The sequence below is a fragment of the Stenotrophomonas sp. STEN008 genome, assembly GCF_056760435.1.
Map to the genome: position 1 here is coordinate 1 of NZ_JBRRET010000061.1, position 15,906 is coordinate 15,906.

16 protein-coding genes are annotated in these 15,906 nt (G+C 67.6%); 4 read left to right on the forward strand and 12 right to left on the reverse strand.

Translation table 11 applies throughout. The annotated features are described in order from the left end of the window. Positions 1 to 154 precede the first annotated feature (154 nt). From murU to ACVOME_RS17985, 4 genes are all read right to left on the reverse strand, one after another. Positions 155 to 865 carry an N-acetylmuramate alpha-1-phosphate uridylyltransferase MurU gene (gene murU, locus ACVOME_RS17970; protein WP_180875373.1) on the reverse strand — a complete coding sequence of 237 codons (711 nt, stop codon included), beginning with the start codon at positions 863 to 865 and terminating at the stop codon, positions 155 to 157. Beyond that, positions 862 to 1,887 carry an aminoglycoside phosphotransferase family protein gene (locus ACVOME_RS17975; RefSeq protein WP_481505354.1) on the reverse strand — a complete coding sequence of 342 codons (1,026 nt, stop codon included), beginning with the start codon at positions 1,885 to 1,887 and terminating at the stop codon, positions 862 to 864. Before ACVOME_RS17975 ends, murU begins: the two co-directional genes overlap by 4 nt. A gap of 64 nt (positions 1,888 to 1,951) precedes the next feature. Next, a complete protein-coding gene (locus ACVOME_RS17980; protein WP_053516629.1) occupies positions 1,952 to 2,221 on the reverse strand; it encodes a GlsB/YeaQ/YmgE family stress response membrane protein in 270 nt (89 codons plus the stop codon). A gap of 69 nt (positions 2,222 to 2,290) precedes the next feature. Next, entirely contained in the window at positions 2,291 to 3,784 is a 1,494-nt protein-coding gene (locus ACVOME_RS17985) for a M20 family metallopeptidase (protein ID WP_481505358.1), read from the reverse strand. A gap of 198 nt (positions 3,785 to 3,982) precedes the next feature. Between ACVOME_RS17985 and ACVOME_RS17990 the strand changes: the two genes are divergently transcribed. The 4 genes from ACVOME_RS17990 to ACVOME_RS18005 all read left to right on the forward strand — a co-directional run bounded on the left by ACVOME_RS17990 (position 3,983) and on the right by ACVOME_RS18005 (position 7,106). Beyond that, positions 3,983 to 4,309 carry a ComEA family DNA-binding protein gene (locus tag ACVOME_RS17990; protein WP_229765793.1) on the forward strand — a complete coding sequence of 109 codons (327 nt, stop codon included), beginning with the start codon at positions 3,983 to 3,985 and terminating at the stop codon, positions 4,307 to 4,309. Between the two features lie 338 nt (positions 4,310 to 4,647). After that, complete coding sequence (locus tag ACVOME_RS17995; protein WP_111185995.1) at positions 4,648 to 5,724, forward strand: L,D-transpeptidase; 1,077 nt, start codon at positions 4,648 to 4,650, stop codon at positions 5,722 to 5,724. A 16-nt stretch (positions 5,725 to 5,740) separates the two neighbouring features. Then, positions 5,741 to 6,466, forward strand: a complete 726-nt coding sequence (locus ACVOME_RS18000) for a murein L,D-transpeptidase catalytic domain family protein (RefSeq protein WP_053516633.1) — start codon at positions 5,741 to 5,743, stop codon at positions 6,464 to 6,466. Positions 6,467 to 6,500: 34 nt separating this feature from the next. Next, positions 6,501 to 7,106 (forward strand): HutD/Ves family protein, encoded by a 606-nt coding sequence (locus ACVOME_RS18005; protein WP_164151732.1) that lies wholly within the window; start codon positions 6,501 to 6,503, stop codon positions 7,104 to 7,106. A gap of 54 nt (positions 7,107 to 7,160) precedes the next feature. Here the strand turns inward: ACVOME_RS18005 and ACVOME_RS18010 are convergent, their stop codons facing one another. The 8 genes from ACVOME_RS18010 to ACVOME_RS18045 form a co-directional block, all read right to left on the reverse strand. Further along, entirely contained in the window at positions 7,161 to 8,765 is a 1,605-nt protein-coding gene (locus ACVOME_RS18010; RefSeq protein ID WP_461288136.1) for a sulfite reductase subunit alpha, read from the reverse strand. Next, positions 8,762 to 9,733 (reverse strand): FAD:protein FMN transferase, encoded by a 972-nt coding sequence (locus ACVOME_RS18015; protein ID WP_461288137.1) that lies wholly within the window; start codon positions 9,731 to 9,733, stop codon positions 8,762 to 8,764. Before ACVOME_RS18015 ends, ACVOME_RS18010 begins: the two co-directional genes overlap by 4 nt. A 52-nt stretch (positions 9,734 to 9,785) precedes the next feature. Then, positions 9,786 to 10,589 (reverse strand): DUF4198 domain-containing protein, encoded by an 804-nt coding sequence (locus ACVOME_RS18020; RefSeq protein WP_111185997.1) that lies wholly within the window; start codon positions 10,587 to 10,589, stop codon positions 9,786 to 9,788. 116 nt (positions 10,590 to 10,705) lie between these two features. Continuing rightward, entirely contained in the window at positions 10,706 to 11,224 is a 519-nt protein-coding gene (locus ACVOME_RS18025; protein WP_065174546.1) for a DUF2271 domain-containing protein, read from the reverse strand. Between the two features lie 31 nt (positions 11,225 to 11,255). After that, a complete protein-coding gene (locus ACVOME_RS18030; RefSeq protein WP_481505355.1) occupies positions 11,256 to 11,894 on the reverse strand; it encodes a PepSY-associated TM helix domain-containing protein in 639 nt (212 codons plus the stop codon). Between the two features lie 116 nt (positions 11,895 to 12,010). Then, a complete protein-coding gene (locus ACVOME_RS18035; protein WP_481505356.1) occupies positions 12,011 to 14,431 on the reverse strand; it encodes a TonB-dependent receptor domain-containing protein in 2,421 nt (806 codons plus the stop codon). Between the two features lie 147 nt (positions 14,432 to 14,578). Then, positions 14,579 to 14,977 carry a hypothetical protein gene (locus ACVOME_RS18040; protein ID WP_053516642.1) on the reverse strand — a complete coding sequence of 133 codons (399 nt, stop codon included), beginning with the start codon at positions 14,975 to 14,977 and terminating at the stop codon, positions 14,579 to 14,581. 165 nt (positions 14,978 to 15,142) lie between these two features. Beyond that, the gene (locus ACVOME_RS18045) at positions 15,143 to 15,820 is read right to left on the reverse strand and encodes a Fe2+-dependent dioxygenase (protein ID WP_481505357.1); all 678 of its coding nucleotides are present in this window, start codon (positions 15,818 to 15,820) and stop codon (positions 15,143 to 15,145) included. Positions 15,821 to 15,906 lie beyond the last annotated feature (86 nt).

Consider the following 15,906-nt stretch of genomic DNA (forward strand, 5'->3'; position numbering starts at 1 on the left):
CGGGGGGGGGGGGGGGGGGCGTGGGGGGGGGGGGGGGTGGCGGTTGGCCTCCCTCCCTCCTTCCTCTCCGCCTCCCGCCCGCCCCCCCCCCCCCCCCCCCCCCCCCCCCCCGGCCGAACACGCGATCCGCTCTACGCGACCAACCATGAGGGGCTCAGCCGTTCGCCGCCAACTCAACATCCAGCGCACGCAGGCGATCCACCGTGCCGACGTCGGTCCAGCGCCCGCGATGGTGCTGCCCCGTCATCAACCCCTGCGCCATGAAATGCTTCTGCAGTGGCACCACCGAGAACTTCGGCGGCAGCCGCTCGCTGCCCGGCGCATCACCAATCACCGTGCGCCAGTCGGCCACGATTGAAGGGCGGTACACGCCGATGCCGGCATAGGTCAGGCACGGTCCTTCGCGGTCATGGTGCAGCAGGCCCTGTGTGTCCAGCCGGTAATCACCGTGCGGATGCTGCGTGGGGTTGTCGACCAGCACCAGATGCGCCTGGCCCTGCGGCTCGCGCGGTAGTGTGGCGAAATCGAAATCGGTCCAGATGTCGCCGTTGACCACCAGGAACGGATCCTCACCCAGTGCCGGCAGGGCATTGAGAATGCCTCCGCCGGTCTCCAGCGGGGTATCGCCTTCATGCATGAAGTGCAGGCGCACACCCCATCGGCTGCCATCGCCGAGCATCGCCGGGAATTGTTCCGCCAGCCACGCGGTATTGACCACGATATCGCGCACGCCGCAGGCGGCCAGGCGCTCCAGGTGCCAGACGATCAGCGGCTTGCCGGCCACTGCGAGCAGCGGCTTGGGTGTGTGCAGGGTCAGCGGGCGCATGCGTTCGCCCAGACCGGCGGCGAAGATCAGCGCCTTCATCGGGCCATGCGCATCGGTGCGCCGAGCTCGGCCAGCGCCGGCTTGATGCGCGTGTCCAGCAGCTGCCGCAGGGGGGCCAGCTCGCGGTAGCGCGGCAGTACTTCGTCCAGATAGGTGATGAAGCGCGGCGCATCGTCCAGGTAATGACCCTTGTTGTCGCGATAACGCAGGCGGCAGAACAGGCCCAGGATCTTCACGTGGCGCTGGATGCCCATCCAGTCCGCGTCACGCAGGAAGGTCGCACGGTCGGGCACCGGCAGGCCCGCAGCGCGCGCGCGCGAGTGGTACTGCGCGAGCCACTCGTCCACGCGCTGCAGCGGCCAGCTCAGGAACGCGTCCTTGAACAGGCTCACGGCATCGTAGGCGATCGGGCCCCGCACCAGGTCCTGGAAATCCAGCACGGCCGGACCGTCGGCAACGGGCATCAGATTGCGGGGCATGTAGTCGCGGTGGGTCATCAGCTGCGCCTGGCCCAGTGCGTTGTCCATCAACCGGCGATGGACCAGCTGCAGGCCCTCGATTTCGCCGCAGTCCAGCTGCAGGTTGAGATGGCGCTGCAGGAACCATTCGTCGAACAGGCCGGCATCGCGCTGCAGCAGGGCTTCGCCGAACTGGCCAAAGTCGGCCGGCACCGGGATCGCCTGCAGGCGCAGCAGCTGATCGATGGCGCGGCCGAACCATTCATCGGCGTTGCGCTCGTCGAGGATTCTCGCCAGGGTCGGACCGCCGAGATCCTCCAGCAGCAGGAAGCCGGCGTCCAGATCCTGCGCAAGCAGGGCCGGCACACGCAGGCCATGGTCGTGCAGCAGGCCGCGCATGCGCAGCCAGGGACGGGGGTCTTCCAGTCCCGGCGGAGCATCCATCACGATGTGGCTGCCCCGTGTACCGGTGACGCGCCAGTAGCTGCGCATGCCCGCATCGACCGAGGCACGTTCGACCACGGCCTGTGCATCGCCAAGCTGGATACGGGCCCACTGCAGTCGCTGCGCGCTGCGCTGGGGATCGGAGGCGGGTTCGGTCATGCGGGCATATCCGGGCGCGCGGGGCGCGCCGACGTCGGGGACAGGAGGGAAAGGTGGGGCCGTTTCAGCGGCGACCGCTGAACAGGCGCAGGATCGCCAGCACGGCCACCGCGCCGACCACGGCACCGAGGAATCCAGCCGGTTCGCCCGGGGCGTACCAGCCCATGTACTGGCCGAACCAGCCGGCCAGCAGGGCACCGAGGATGCCCAGCACGATGGTCAGCAGGCAGCCCATGCGGTTGTTGCCCGGCATGAAGAAGCGCCCGAGCAGGCCGACGAAGAAGCCGACCAGCAGGATGTACAGCCAGCTGCTGCTGCCGAACAGACCATTCATGCGTGTGCGTTCCGCTTGAGAAGAACGCAGCCTAGCAAGGCCGGGCTGCGTCCGTCACGGTGTGCCGGATCAGCAGCAGCCGTGGTCGCCATGCCGCGTGCCGCTGTCGGCGGCCACCGGCGAACCACTGGTCTCGCCACGCAGGCTGGCGGCGTAATGCTCGCTGATCACCTTGGACACGCAGGCGGTGACCTTCTTGCCCATCGGAATGTGCAGGAACTCGTTCGGGCCGTGCGCGTTCGAGTGCGGTCCAAGCACGCCCGTGATCATGAACTGGGCACCGGGGAACTTCTCGCCCAGCATGCCCATGAACGGAATCGAGCCGCCTTCGCCCATGTACATCGCCGGCTTGCCGAAGAAGGTCTGGCTGGCTTCGTCGATGGCCCGGGTCAGCCACGGCGCCATGGCCGGGGCATTCCAGCCGGTGGAGGCCTTTTCCAGATCCAGGGTGACCTGTGCGCCGTTCGGCGGATCGCGCAGCAGCGCTTCTTTCAGCAGTTCGCCGCAGGTCTTGCCATCGGCGGTGGGCGGCAGGCGCAGCGACAGCTTCACCGAGGTCTGCGGGCGCAGCACGTTGCCGGCCGATTCCAGCGGCGGCATGCCGCCGATTCCGGTGACCGACAACGCCGGACGCCAGGTGCGGTTGAGCACCAGCTCGGTGAGGTCTTCGTTCATCGGGCGCAGGCCATCGACCAGCGGGAACTTCTCGAAGATGGCCGTATCGACCACTTCGGCGGCCCGCTTGGCCTGTTCCTGGCGCTCGGCCGGGATTTCCACGTTCATGCCGTCGATCAGGATGCGGCCGGTGTCCTGGTCCTCGATGCGCGACAGCAGCTGGCGCAGCAGGCGGAAGCTGGACGGCACCACGCCGGAGGCATCGCCGGAATGCACGCCTTCGTTGAGCACCTTGACGGTGAAGTTGCCCCCGGTGAGACCGCGCAGCGACGTCGTGCACCACAGCTGGTCGTAGTTGGCGCAGCCCGAATCCAGGCAGACCACCAGCGACGGCTTGCCGATGCGGTCGGCCAGATGGTCCACGTAGGCGGGCAGGTCATAGCTGCCAGACTCTTCACAGGCTTCAATCAGGACCACGCAGCGCGCGTGCGGCAGGCCCTGGGCCTGCAGGGCCAGCACGGCGGCCAGCGAACCGAAGATCGCGTAGCCATCGTCGGCGCCGCCCCGGCCATAGAGCTTGTCGCCACGCAGAACCGGGGTCCACGGGCCCAGGTCGTCGTCCCAGCCGGTCATTTCCGGCTGCTTGTCCAGGTGCCCGTAGAGCAGGATGGTGTCGTCGCCGGTTTCCGGGCCGGTGGCGGGAATTTCCAGAAGAATCAGCGGGGTACGGCCTTCCAGGCGCACCACTTCGACCTTCAAGCCCGGCAGCTCCTGTGCCTTGGCCCAGGTCTCCATCAGGGTGACCGCCTGTTCCATGTAGCCGTTCTGCACCCAATTGGCGTCGAACATCGGCGACTTGTTGGGGATGCGGATGTAGTCGACCAACTGCGGGACGATTTCGCTGTCCCACTTGTCATTCACGAATTGGCCGAGCTTGGCGCTGTCCATCTGAAACTCCGGTTGCATGGCTGATCCGGCCATTCTACGCCTGCGCCGGGGGTAGGGTTTTTCCTACATCACGTCGGGTATTTGGCTGGCTTTTAGAAATCCACGAAACCGATAGTCTGTGTGTATGTGGTGACGGACACTGTTCCTACCGACGGGATTGCCGGTCGGGGCGGCCAGAACCACAAGGAGTTATACGTCGTGCCTTGGTTAGTCGTGTTGAGGGCACTGGTACTGGCAATGGGGATCGCAGGGGCGCATGCCGCCGAACCGATCGACATCAACCGGGCCGATGTCCAGGCGCTGCAGCAGGGATTGACGATGGTCGGAGCCAGGAAGGCTGCGGCGATCGTCGAGCACCGGCGCAGACACGGGCCCTTCAAGCGCGTCGAGGATCTGACGCAGGTGAAGGGGATAGGGACAGTGATCGTCGAACGGAATCGACAGCGGATCACCGTAGGCGACAGGCTGTTGCCCGCGGATCCGGTACCCGGATCGGTACCGGTGCGGACCGTACCAAGGCGTTGACAACAGGAATCGTCGGGACCCGCAGGAGGCCGGTCCACCGGGCACCGCCAGGGAGGCTGTGTTCACCGACCGTCGCAGGATGCGGCACCAATCACCAGGACGGTGGCATCACAGACCTGTGGAAGGGGCTGAGATACAAGCAGGACAGACGCGGCCGCGTGCAGGATGCAACGCCACCCCCACTTCGCAGGACGCGCGGGGGAGGCAGCAGGCCGACAAGGACGTGACGATTGCCCGGTACGACACAGGGTTGTGTCGCCGGGCATTCTCTTTTGGCGCGTTCGCTACGGCGCGATGGTGTACGGTGACCGCTTCGCATGGAATGGAACCTCCGCTGGATGCGTCTGCACCGTCCGTCCCTGATGCTCTCCCTTGTCCTGGCACTGCCGCTGACCGTGCAGGCCGGGCCGCCGTCTTCGCACTCGACCGACCCGTCCGGGCCGGTGGCCGCCGAACGCGGGCCTACCGATCTCAAGCCGGGCGAATTCCTCTGGCATCCGGAGATTTCCCCGGCCGGCCCGATCGTGCTGGTCGTCAGTCTGGACGAGCAGCGCGCCTACGTGTATCGCAACGGGATCGCCATCGGGCTGACCACGATCAGTTCGGGCAAGGCGGGACACGAGACGCCGACCGGGGTGTTCACGATCCTGCAGAAGGACAAGGACCACCGCTCCAACCTCTATAACAGCGCACCGATGCCGTACATGCAGCGGCTGACCTGGGACGGCATCGCCCTGCATGGCGGCAGCCTGCCGGGGCATCCGGCCTCGCACGGCTGCGTACGGCTGCCGCAGGCATTCGCACAGAAGCTGTTCAGCGAGACCCGGCGCGGCGATACGGTAGTGGTGGCCGATGCCAAGAGCGCGCCGATGACGTTGGCCTATCCCGCCGTACTGGCGCCGGTCAACGCGCGCGGCGAGGCCCTGCCCGAGACCGGCGACGGCAGTGTGGCGGCGGCCTGGTGGAACGACAGCGCGGCGCCGGCCGGGCAGGTCGGCATCCTGGTCAGCCTGCACGACCAGCGGCTGTACGTCCTGCGCGACGGCGTGATGATTGGCGAATCGCCGCTCAAAGCCGACGCGCTGCCAGCCTTCCAGGGCACCACGCTGTTCGTGATGGGGCAGGGCTACAGCGATGTTCCCAGCCCGCTCGATGCGAAGCAGCGCTTGCATCAATGGACGGCCTATCCGTTGCTGGGCCAGGACCGTGCGCAGGCGACCCCGGACCTGTTGGCCACGCCGTCGCTGCCATTGGCGCTGCCGGCCGATTTCGCCCGGCAGCTGTACCAGGTGCTGGTGCCGGGCACGACGCTGCTGGTGACCTCGCTGCCCGCCGTGCGCCCAAGCCCGGCTGAATCCGGCCTGCAGCCGGTCTTGGAATCCGAGCCGGCAGGGTCCACTCTCACAGGCAACTGAGTCCTGTGTCCCGTCCATGACCGCATCCCGCCTGTGCCGGCTGGCCACGCTTGGCCTGCTTGCAACCTCGGCCAGCGCACCCGCGTTGGCGCAGACGCCCGCCATCGCGACCCGTGCCGAGGATCTGGCCGCCCTGCTGGCACGTACCGCGCCGAAGGCCGATCGCCATGTGCTGCAGCTGGCGGCGCAGGCCATGCGCTGCGCCCTGTTGCGACCGGAGCTGGGCATCAGCGGCGAACGCCTGAGCGTGATCGACTATTCGCGGCCCTCCACCGAGCCGCGCCTGTGGGTGTTCGACCTGGCGCACCAGCGGCTGTTGTTCGAGGAATGGGTGGCGCACGGCCGCAACAGTGGTGAGAACCGGACCGAGCATTTTTCCAATCGCGACGGCAGTTACATGTCCAGCCTCGGTGTGTTCACCGCGCAGGAAACCTACATGGGCGGCAACGGCTACTCATTGCGGCTGGCCGGGCTGGAACCGGGCTTCAACGACCGCGCGCGCGAGCGTGCGATCGTCATTCATGGCGCCCCCTACGTGAATCCGGCGACCGCCCAGCTGCAGGGTCGGCTGGGCCGCAGCCTGGGGTGTCCGGCGGTGCGGCTGTCGGTGGCCAGGCCGCTGATCGACGCGTTGCGTGGTGGCACGATGGTGTTCGCCTATTACCCCGACCAGGACTGGCTGAAGCATTCGCAGCTGCTGGGTGGCCAGTGCGGCGCGCAGGGTACGGTCGCCACGCGCTGATGCGCGATTGCACGTGGCGTGGTGCAATGCAGGCATGGATATCGATGCGCTGCTGAAGACTCCGAGCCAGGTGATTGCCCGCCTGGATTACCGCCGCGAACGCTGGCGCAATGGCCTGGGCTGGACCCGCGAAATCCTGCGGCTGCCGGCGCACGGGGACGACTGGGCCCTGCGCCTGTCCGTGGCGGAGATCGAGCAGGATGCCGCGTTCTCCGCATTTCCGGGCGTGGAGCGCGAACTGGTGCTGCTGCAGGGCAACGGTGTGCGCCTGCGCTTCGCCGATGGCCGGGTGGCGGAGGTGCTGCCGCCGCATGGTCGCGTGCGCTTTGCCGGCGAGGAGGCACTGCACGGCGAACTGGTCGATGGCACCACCCATGATTTCAACCTGATGTGGAAGCGCGGGCAGTTGCACGCCGAGCTGCTGCACCGGCCGCTGGTGGGGTCGATGTTCTTCTTCTGCGAGTCAGGCGTGGCCTGGGCGCTGCACCTGCTGGCGGGTGAGGCCGGCTTTGCCGAGGACAGTGGCTTGCCGCCGATGCAGGCAGGCGACACTGCATGGCTGGCGGCCGGCGAGCGCCAGCGGCATGCGCTGCAGGGCAGTGGCGAGCTGCTGGCGATACGGGTGAGCGCCGCGGACTGATGATTCGCATGCGCCGATGGGCATCATCCGCGCATGCGCTGGGCGCTGCCTGGGCTAATACACATCACGGCGGTAACGGCCGGCCACCAGCAGGGCCTCCTTGCCGTCGGTACCCAGCACCTGCTCGATGACCGCATCCACGGCTGGCGCCATGCCCTGCAGGCTGCCGCAGACCAGGATCGTGGCACCTTCATCGACCCATTGCCGCAGCGTTGCCGCCTCCGCCAGCAGGCGGTCCTGCACGTAACGGTGGCTGCCGCCGTCACGGCTGAACACCGTATCCAGACGCTGCAGCGTGCCGGCCGCCAGCATCGCCCGCAGTTCGTCACCGAAATGGAAGTCGTGCGCGGCCGAGCGCTCGCCGAACAGCAGCCAGGTGCGGTGCGCGCCGACGGCCGCGCGCTCATGCAGGTGTGCACGCAGGCCGGCGATGCCCGTGCCATTGCCGATCAGCAGCAGCGGCGCCGCAACGGCGGCACCGTGGAAGTTGTCGTTGCGGCGCAGGCGCAGTTGTACCGGCTCGCCGATGACGGCGTGGTCGCACAGCCAGGCACTGCCGATGCCGGGCGTGCCATCGGCACGCAGCTGCCGGCGCACCAGCAGTTCCACCGCACCATCGTCCATCACCGAAGCGATGGAGTACTCACGATGCGGCAGCGGCTGCAGGGCCGCCAGCAGGGCGGGCAGATCACCCGGTGGCACCAGTGAGGGCAGGTGCGAGCGTTCGACACGGGCCAGCAGCGTCTGGCCGTCCTCGAGCACCGTCTGCGGATCGAAACCCTGTGATTCCAGCCAGGCCCGCGCGCTGTGCCGCGCGTGCTGCGGGCCGATCTCGGCAATGTCGCCGGCCTGCCAGCGCACGCCGTCGATGGCAGGCGCCTGCAGGCGCAGCCAGTACACCGGTCCGCCCTGGCTGCCGGGATTGAGGTGCCGGCGTTGCAGCAGCGTCCACGGCTGGTATTCGGCCGGGCTCCAGTCGGGCAGTTCGCTGGCGCCACCGGCAAGTTGTCCGAGCAGTTGCTGCCAGTGCCGCAGTGCAGCGGGATCGGCGTTGTCGACCTCGATGGCGTCGAACAGGGCATGTGCGCCGTGCTGGCGCAGCCAGTCGTCGAGCTGGTGACCGAAGGCGCAGAAGTGACCGTAGCTGCGATCACCCAGGGCGAGAACGCCGTACGAAAGATGCTGCAGCGATGACGGCAGAGCCATCACATGGCGCAGGAAGGGCACTGCATGATCGGGCGGGTCGCCTTCGCCGGTGGTACTGGCGATGAACAGTGCACGCTGGCTGCCGGCCAGCAACGTGGCGTCGACCTCATGCAGACCGCGCACACGCACCGGCACGCCGGCACCACGCAATGCCTCGGCACTGCGTTCGGCCAGTTCGCGGGCGAAGCCGGTCTGGCTGGACCAGACCAGCAGGATCGGCGCGACGTCGCCAGAGGCAGCATCGTCGCGCGGTCGCCCACGCCACCACAGTGCGGTGCAGACCAGTGCATAGAGCGCGGTGGAGATGATGGCGATCTGCGATTGCCGCGCCGGCGGTGCGCCCTGCCACCAGGCTTCGCCGAGATGCAGTCGCAGCAGCGCCCAGCCGATCAGCGCCAGCAGGATCAGTACAAGCGCGTTGCCGAGCAGCGCGCGCGACGGCCGTGCGCTCATGCGTCCCGCTCGTCGAGCAGGCGCTGGAAGGCGCTGCTGAGAAACTCGTGCGGGCCATCCGCTGCGCGATGCAGGTAGCGTGCGGCCAGTCCTTCGCGTTCGGCCAGCGCCATGCCGTGCTCGCGGCCGAGTACGGTGAGTGCGGTGGCCCAGGCATCAGCATGCATCGCGTCGTCGGCGACCACCGTCACCGCCGCTGCAACCTGGCGTACCGGCCTGCCGGTGCGCGGGTCGAGGCTGTGGCTGTAGGCCTCGCCATCGGCCTGATAGTGATGCCAGCGATCGCCGGAGGTAGCGACCGCCTTGCCGTCCAGCGCCAGCACCCGCGGTGGTGTTTTGGCGTGCGCGTCTTCTTCCGGCGCCGATTCCACCAGCACGCGCCACCGTTGGCCATCGGGCTTGCGGCCGTAGCCGGCCAGTTCGCCACCGACCTCGATCAGTGCAGCAGCGATGCCCTGATCGCGCAGCCACGCGGCCACGTGATCGACGCCGAACCCCTTGGCGATCGCAGAGAGATCCAGTTCCAGTCCGCCGGGTTGCAGCAGCGCATCGCCGCGCCATTGCAACCGCTGCCAACCGCAGCGCTCGCGCGTGGCCTGCACGGCGGCGGCATCGGGTTGGCGGCGTTCGCCGGCATGTGCACCGAAACCCCACAGTGCCACCAACGGGCCGATGGTGGGATCGAACGCACCGTCGCTGGCGGCGGCGATGGACTGCGCGCAGGACAGGACGTGACGGGTTTCGGCAGGCAGGGTGCACCACTGGCCTGCATCGGCGCTGTTGTAGCGGCTGAGGTCCGAGCCGGCGTCCCACGTACTCATCTGCGCGACCACATCATCCAGGCGCGCCTGGATGCCGGCGTGCAGCGGGTGCAGGTCGCGCTGGCGCGGCGCGACCAGCGACACGCTCCAGGTGGTGCCCATGGTGGCGCCGCCGAGGCGGGCGATGTCGAGCAGGGAATCGGTCATGACGGGGCGTGGCGGCTGCGATGCCGGGGCGTGCCCGGCATCGCGGTCCCCATTACTGCGGCAGCACTTCCAGCGTGGCCACGTAGCTCAGGCGACGCTTGGCGGCCTGCTTCACCGAGGTCTTGTTGTCTTCAGTGCCGGTTTCCAGCCAGTACATGCCGGCTTCCGGCCAGGTCACCTTGATTTCGCCCTTGGCGTCGCTGGTCACCTTCAGTTCGTCCTGCGCGTTGCGGTAGCGGGTGGCGCCGCGCACGATCTCGAAGGCAAGGCCAGCCGTCGGCTTGCCGTCGACCAGCACGCGGAAAGTGGCTTCCTCGCCGGCGAACAGGTCGTTCGGGTGACCGACCGCAACCAGCTCGATGCCGCGGTTGGTCGGCTTCAGTGCGGTATCGTTCGGCGCGCCATTGGTCACGAACGTCTCCACGCGGCCGACCGACTGGCTCACTTCCAGCTTCTCCGCGTCCTTGGGCAGTTCGCCGAAGGTGGCGGCGGTACCGCGCCAGCGCTTGCGCTCGCCGTTCTGTTCGTAGGTGGCGAACAGGCCGTCATTGACCGAAGCGATGCGGTAAGTGCCCTGCTGCTTCAGCTCCAGATCGAACACGCTGCGGTACTTGCCGGTCGAGGCGTTCTGCGGCTGCACGGTGCTGCCGTCCGGCGCGGTGATCACCAGCGATTCCAGGCGCAGCGGCACGTGGTTGAAGTAGAACAGGTCGTTGGAGACCGCACCATCAACAGTGATCCACGGCGCATTGCCGGCGATCACGGTCTGCGAAGGCAGCAGCCAGGCCTTGTGGGCGAGTGCGGAAAAGGGAAGGGCAGCGGCCAGAGCGGCGGCGAGGACGAGCGTGCGCTTCATGCGGAAGACTCCAGGGACGTTGGATGGGTGGGGTCAGAGCCCTTCCTGCGGAAGGGATCCGACCCCGGAGTCAAATCCCCTTCCAACGGAAAGGGCTCTGACCCCGGCTCAGGCGGTTACGGTTTGATGGCGAGGGTCACCTGGCCCAGTTCGGTGGCGCCCTGCGCCTTGCCGTTCTGTGCGGCGGTGGCCGGCCAGGTGAAGGGGATCTTTAGCAGTTCGCGGCCACCGACTTCGCGCACCGCTTCCACCACCAGGGTGTAGTTGCCCGGGGCCAGCTGCTTAAGCGCCGGCTGCTTGTCGTTGAACGACAGCGCGTGCTTGCCGGCCGGGCGGGTTGGGCCGGTCACGCCGTCCACCGGCACCTGCAGGGTGCGGCCGCTCTTGCGCCACCACTGGCGCAGGTCGGGCAGCCACTTGGTGCCATGGCCTTCGTTGTTGCTGGTCTGCTGGTACCAGACCGACAGGTTGGCCGCGACTTTCTGGTCGGCGCCTTCCAGCCACACCGCTACGTAGGGACGGTGATACTCGGCGACATTGAGCTTGGGCACCTCGACGTTGATGTCGAGCGTGGCGGCATAGGCCGGCGAGGTGGCCAGCAGGCCGCTGAGGGCGATGGTCAGGGTGACGCGCATGGGGCGGCTCCGGTGAAGGGGATTCGATGGTTCAGTGGATCAGCAGCAGGGCGATCAACAGCGGGATCATTAGGCCGAGGCCGACCAGCGGCCAGGTCATGCGCCGCTGCCGTGCATGCAGGTGCAGCAGGAACAGGCCGGTGATGCAGAACACCAGGCAGGCCACGGCGAACAGGTCCAGGAACCAGCCCCACGCCGGGCCCGCGTTGCGGCCCTTGTGCAGGTCGTTGAGGTAGGACACCACGCCGCGGGAGGTTGATTCGTATTCCACCGCGCCGGTTTCGCGATCGATGCTGAGCCAGGCGTCGCCGCCGGGGCGTGGCAACGACAAGTAGATCTCCTCGGCCGACCATTCGGCCGGGCGGCCGCCGATGGTGATGCCCAGCTGCGTATCCAGCCATTGCCGGGCCGGGCGCGGAATCGGCGCGTTGCCGTCTTCGCGCGTGCCGAGCTGGCCGAGCAGATCGGCCGGCAGTTGCAGCTGCTGGTTCTGCACCTGGGGCTTGGCTTCGATCTTCGCTGCGTGGTTGAGGGTCAGGCCGGTCACCGCGAACAGCAGCATGCCGATCAGGCACACCGCCGAGCTGATCCAGTGCCACTGGTGCAGCGTCCGCAGCCAGAAGCCGCGGCTCTGTTGCTGCTGCACGTTGGAGGGAACGGAACGGCTCACGACGGGGATTCAGGGCGGATGCGGACTGCGCATTACATCATTGATGAGAATAGCTCGCAATTGCGTATCGTTCTGTATCCCGGTGCCGGCCACGGCCGGCACCGGTCAGGGTCGCCTCAGAACTTCGCGTTCAGCGAGATCCAGTAGCTGCGGCGCTGGTCCTTGGTTGCGTAATCGTCCACGCAGCTGAACTCGCTCTGGCTGATCAGCAGGCACGACTGCGAGACGAAGTCCTTGTCAAGCAGGTTGTTGACGCGTGCGTTGACGGTCAGCCATGCGTTGGCCTTCCAGCTGCCGCCGAGGTGGAAGATCGTGTAGTCCTCGTAGACGCGGTCGTGGCTGTTGCCGGCCGCATCGAGGATCGTATCGCGGTAGCGGTCGTAGCGGCCTTCGCCTATCAGCGACAGACTGACCGCGTCGCTGACCTGCCAGTTGAGGCTGGCGTTGGCCATATGCCGGGCCGGCATGGTGCCACTGATCGGCAGTCCCTTCTGCGGGCCACTGGTCTGTTCGCTGCGGGTCCAGGTGTAGTTGCCCCGCAGCTGCAGGGTTTCCAGCAGATCGACGTGCGCGGCCAGTTCGGCGCCACGGGTTTCGGCCTTGTCGATGTTCACGCTCTGGGTGAAGGTGCTGTAGCCCAGCGAGGCCCAGCCCGGCCCGATGTCCACGCAGTAGCCGCTGCCGGCCGGAGCCACCTCGCAGTTCGGGAAGGTGCCGCCGCTGGCGATCTTGTCGTCGAACCGGTTGAAGAAGCCGGTGACGTTGAAGCCCCAGCGCTGGCCTTCGTAGTAGGCAGCCAGCTCGTAGTTGGTGCTGGTTTCCGGCTTGAGGTTCGGCGAACCCACCAGCGGCAGCACGCCCTGCCCACCGAAGCCGGTGATGCCCGGGAACAGCTGGTCCGGGCGCGGTGTCTTGTAGCCGGTGCTGACACCGCCCTTGAAGGTCCATGCGTCGCTCGCATTCCACACCAGGTAGCCGCGCGGGCTGACATGGCTGCCGAACACGTTGTGGTCGTCGTAGCGCAGGCCGAAGGTCGCCGTGAGGGTATCGGTCAGTGCCCAGTTGTCCTCCGCGAACAGGGCCCACATGCGGTGCTTCTGCCGGGTGTTGCTGCGGTAGCCGGCGCCATCCATGCCGAACACGCCGTCGACCATGTCGGTGTCGTTGTACTGTCCGCCAACGGTCAGTTTGTGCGCGCCGAAATCGAGGTCGAGCATGGTGTCGAGCACGTAACCCTCAAGCTCCATCGTGCGCAGCGGACGTGGCAGGAACGCCTGCAGGCGCGCCATCTCGCTCGCGTCGAGGGCCGACAGCGCATTGCCACGACCGGCCGCACAGTTGTTGGCGGCGCCGGTGCGGCGGCAGACGTCATTCCACAGCGTCTGCAGGTTGGCGCGCTCGTCCAGGGTCAGTGGCAGCGAACGGCCGAGGTTGCTGCTCTTGCTGTGGGTCAACGAGGTCTGCCAGGTGCCGAAGCTGTAGCGGCCCTGATGGGTCAGCGAGACCTGGTCACGCTCATAGCGCTGGTAGGCGGTGTAGCCCACGCGCGGCTGCACCACGCGGCGGGTGATGGTGCCGCCGCCATCCGGATCGGGGATGACCGCATTGCCGACGCGCCACAGGCTGGCCAGGCTGTCGAGCGTGCCCGTCTGGCCCTCGCTGTTGTCGTACTTCTGCCGCGATACGTCGTAGTCCAGCCACAGTTCGTGGTCGTCATTGACGTGGACGTTCAGGCGCACGCCCGTGTTCCAGTTGGTGTTGGCCACCGACTTGCCGCCACCACCGAAACCAATGCTGCGTTCCCACAGGGTGCCATCGGGCAACGGCAGCGCATCCCATTCCGGATTGGACGCCTTCGCATCGTAGTAGCTGCCGCGCACGGACAGGCCCAGGCGGTCCTTCAGCAGCGGACCACTCAGGTACACGTCGGTGCTGCGGGCATCGCCGAACTGGTCGTCCTGCTGCACGGTGAAGCCCTGGGTCAGCGCGCCGTGCCAGCTGTCCTGGTTGCGGCGGGTGATGATGTTGATGACACCGCCCATCGCATCCGAGCCGTACAGCGTGGACATGGGGCCGCGCACCACTTCGATGCGCTCGATCGCATCCAGCGGCGGCAGGTAGGAGAACTGTCCGCCACCGAAGTTGTTGGGATACAGCTGGCCGACGTTGCTCTGGCGGCGGCCGTCGATCAGTACCAGGGTGTATTCCGAGGGCAGGCCACGCATGGAGACGGTGGCGCGGCCATTCTTGTCGGTGGCTTCCAGGCCGACGTCGATGCCTTCCACATCGCGCAGCGCATCGACCAGGCTGGTGTAGGGGCGCTTGCTCAGTTCCTCGCGGCTGACCACGCTGATGCTGGCCGGGGCATCGGTGATCTTCTGTTCGAAGCCGGAGGCGGTGACGACCACCTTGTCCAGGGTCTGCGGGGCGCCTGCGATCTCTGCATGGGCGAAAGCAGGGGCCGCCATCGCCGCCAGCACGGCGCTGGTCAGCAGGGGGCGGGACAGGGACGAACGGACACGATGGCGCTGGGCCATGGCAGATACCTCGAAGGATGTAAGGCAGCGCGATGCCGGGTGCGGAGCGCGCACGGCAGGCAGGGAAAGCCCGGTCAGGGGCGGCAGGGAAGAAGCAGTCAGCGGCGTGTGGACGCGACCGCGCAGGCGGTCACGTCGGGCCGTGGATCAGGCGAGCGGCGGCGCCTGGCCGCGTTGCTGGCGACGCCCGGGCGCGTCGGCCCAGGGCGTGTCCGGAGCGGCCAGCGGCCAGTCCGGGCGCACACCGGGCATGGCCGGCGTGGCGGGTACGAGTTCAAGTTCGGTACGCAGCCACTGGCTGGCCAGCAGCAGCGGCGGCGCCTTCTCGGCCGCTTTTACCGGGGCGGAGGCACAGCGGCGCAGCTTGGCCGGGGCTTCTTCCTGCAACGGGCCTTCGCCGCCACGTTCTTCCAGCGGCATCTGCAAGGTCATCGCTGTGGCCGGGTGCGGCAGCAGCGGCAGGGTGCCCAGCAGCAACGCCAGCATCGCCACCCATGCCAGCAGGCTGGCCAGCGCGGGACGCTGGCCGCGCATGGCGGTGCCCATCTTGCGATGGATGAGTGGGCGAGGGCGGAGTGGGCGCAGCAAGCGGGGGTCCCCAGATGGTTTGCCGGCAACGGCCAGCATCAACGGGGCGTGATTGTAATGAGAGCTGTTAGCGGATGCAAATGAGAATGATTGCTAAAATGTAGGGGCGCGGCCTGGAGTGGCTCAGACCTCGCTCCAGCGTCGCAGCAAGTTGTGATACGCGCCGGTCAGCTGCAGCACCGCATCAGCGTCGCCTCCGGTCTGCCGCAGGCGCTCGATGGACGTGTCCATTTCCCACAGCAGGCGACGCTGTACATCGTCGCGGATCATGCTCTGCACCCAGAAGAACGACGCCACGCGCGCGCCCCGGGTAACAGGATTGACCTGGTGCAGGCTGCTGGAGGGATAGACGATCAGGTCGCCGGCTGGCAGCTTCACCTCGTGCTCGCCGTAGGTGTCGCTGATGATCAGCTCGCCGCCGTCGTACTCGTCCGGCGCCGACAGGAACAGGGTGCAGGAGATGTCCGAGCGCAGCTGCTCGCCGTTGCCCAGGTTCATCACTGCGCCATCGACGTGGAAGCCGTAGGTGCCGCCGCCGCGGTAGCGGTTGAAGCGTGGGGGGAGGATCTTCAACGGCAGTGCCGCAGCGAAGAACAGCGGGCTGCGCCGCAGTGCGGCGAGCACGCCGGCACCCAGCTCGGCTTTCACCGGTGACGCGTCCGGCAGCTGTTCGTTGTGCTTCACCTGCGCACCCTGGGCACCCACGGTCTCGCGGCCATCGGTCCAGTCGGCGGTGTCCAGTTGCTGGCGGACCTGTGCCACTTCATCAGCGGTGAGCACGTTGGGAATGTGCAGCAGCATGGTGTCGTCTCGTCGTTGCGCCCGGGGGCCCGGCGCCCCCCCCCCCCGCCAAAACAAACCGCAGTACCCCCCGCGCACGGACGGGG

Excerpts from the sequence above, each read along its gene's own strand:
- ACVOME_RS18000 (WP_053516633.1), top strand. The coding sequence starts at position 5,741 with ATGACCGCATCCCGCCTGTGCCGGCTGGCCACGCTTGGCCTGCTTGCA.
- ACVOME_RS18025 (WP_065174546.1), bottom strand. The coding sequence starts at position 11,224 with ATGCGCGTCACCCTGACCATCGCCCTCAGCGGCCTGCTGGCCACCTCG.
- ACVOME_RS18035 (WP_481505356.1), bottom strand. The coding sequence starts at position 14,431 with ATGGCCCAGCGCCATCGTGTCCGTTCGTCCCTGTCCCGCCCCCTGCTG.
- ACVOME_RS18015 (WP_461288137.1), bottom strand. The coding sequence starts at position 9,733 with ATGACCGATTCCCTGCTCGACATCGCCCGCCTCGGCGGCGCCACCATG.
- ACVOME_RS18020 (WP_111185997.1), bottom strand. The coding sequence starts at position 10,589 with ATGAAGCGCACGCTCGTCCTCGCCGCCGCTCTGGCCGCTGCCCTTCCC.
- murU (WP_180875373.1), bottom strand. The coding sequence starts at position 865 with ATGAAGGCGCTGATCTTCGCCGCCGGTCTGGGCGAACGCATGCGCCCG.
- ACVOME_RS17985 (WP_481505358.1), bottom strand. The coding sequence starts at position 3,784 with ATGGACAGCGCCAAGCTCGGCCAATTCGTGAATGACAAGTGGGACAGC.
- ACVOME_RS18040 (WP_053516642.1), bottom strand. The coding sequence starts at position 14,977 with ATGGGCACCGCCATGCGCGGCCAGCGTCCCGCGCTGGCCAGCCTGCTG.
- ACVOME_RS18005 (WP_164151732.1), top strand. The coding sequence starts at position 6,501 with ATGGATATCGATGCGCTGCTGAAGACTCCGAGCCAGGTGATTGCCCGC.
- ACVOME_RS18010 (WP_461288136.1), bottom strand. The coding sequence starts at position 8,765 with ATGAGCGCACGGCCGTCGCGCGCGCTGCTCGGCAACGCGCTTGTACTG.
- ACVOME_RS17975 (WP_481505354.1), bottom strand. The coding sequence starts at position 1,887 with ATGACCGAACCCGCCTCCGATCCCCAGCGCAGCGCGCAGCGACTGCAG.
- ACVOME_RS18045 (WP_481505357.1), bottom strand. The coding sequence starts at position 15,820 with ATGCTGCTGCACATTCCCAACGTGCTCACCGCTGATGAAGTGGCACAG.
- ACVOME_RS17995 (WP_111185995.1), top strand. The coding sequence starts at position 4,648 with ATGCGTCTGCACCGTCCGTCCCTGATGCTCTCCCTTGTCCTGGCACTG.
- ACVOME_RS17980 (WP_053516629.1), bottom strand. The coding sequence starts at position 2,221 with ATGAATGGTCTGTTCGGCAGCAGCAGCTGGCTGTACATCCTGCTGGTC.